This is a genomic window from Cyclobacterium qasimii M12-11B (genome assembly GCF_000427295.1).
GTDB lineage: Bacteria > Bacteroidota > Bacteroidia > Cytophagales > Cyclobacteriaceae > Cyclobacterium > Cyclobacterium qasimii.
On the sequence record NZ_ATNM01000199.1, the window covers coordinates 1 to 693 of the forward strand.

1 pseudogene is annotated in these 693 nt (G+C 47.0%); it reads right to left on the minus strand.

The features are described from left to right. Positions 1-156 precede the first annotated feature (156 nt). Positions 157-693 (minus strand): annotated as a pseudogene (gene katX, locus ADICYQ_RS31395) (catalase KatX); the annotation flags it as partial.

Below are 693 nucleotides of genomic sequence, written 5' to 3' on the forward strand. Positions count from 1 at the left end.
GATCTAAGGCGCCGATTGTTTTTTCTGAGGAATCAAGTCCTGCTGTAATTCCATCGTATCTCTCCACCCCTTTCCTTCCAGTACAACACAATTGTTGAAAACGTTTCAATAGAAAAATAAAAAACAGGGCTTCAAAAAAAGCCCTGTTCGCTGTTGTTAATACGGATCAGATGGATGGCTCTCCTGTTCAGCCTGCTTTGCAGCCTGTTCCGTTTCAGTTGTGCCGATCGGCCCGTTGCTGTTGTTTTCGGAAACCTTTTTTAGCCCTTCTGCTACACGTTTTCCGTAGTCAGGATCAGCTTTTGTGAAATTCTCAATCATTTGATCCTGAATTTCTTTTCGGCACGTAGAAAGCGTATTCACCAAATTCGTAATCAATTCGTTCCGCTCAAATTCAGTAAATCTCCGGTACGTTTCTCCAGCCTGTCCGAAGTTGTTTGTTCTGTCAATCGCTTCACGCTTTACATCACCTTCGACATGCGGCGTATGGTCTTTTCCGTCCTGCTTCGCTTCCTTCAGCCCGCCCATAATGGATGGCTCATAGTTGACGTGCGGGTTTTGTCCTTCTGCTCTATCGACCCGATATTGCATCTGCCCGCCTTCCTGGTTGGTGGCGACATGCTTTTTCGGCGAGTTGATCGGAAGCTGCAGGTAATTTGCGCCTACACGGTAGCGCTGCGTATCAGAGTAGGC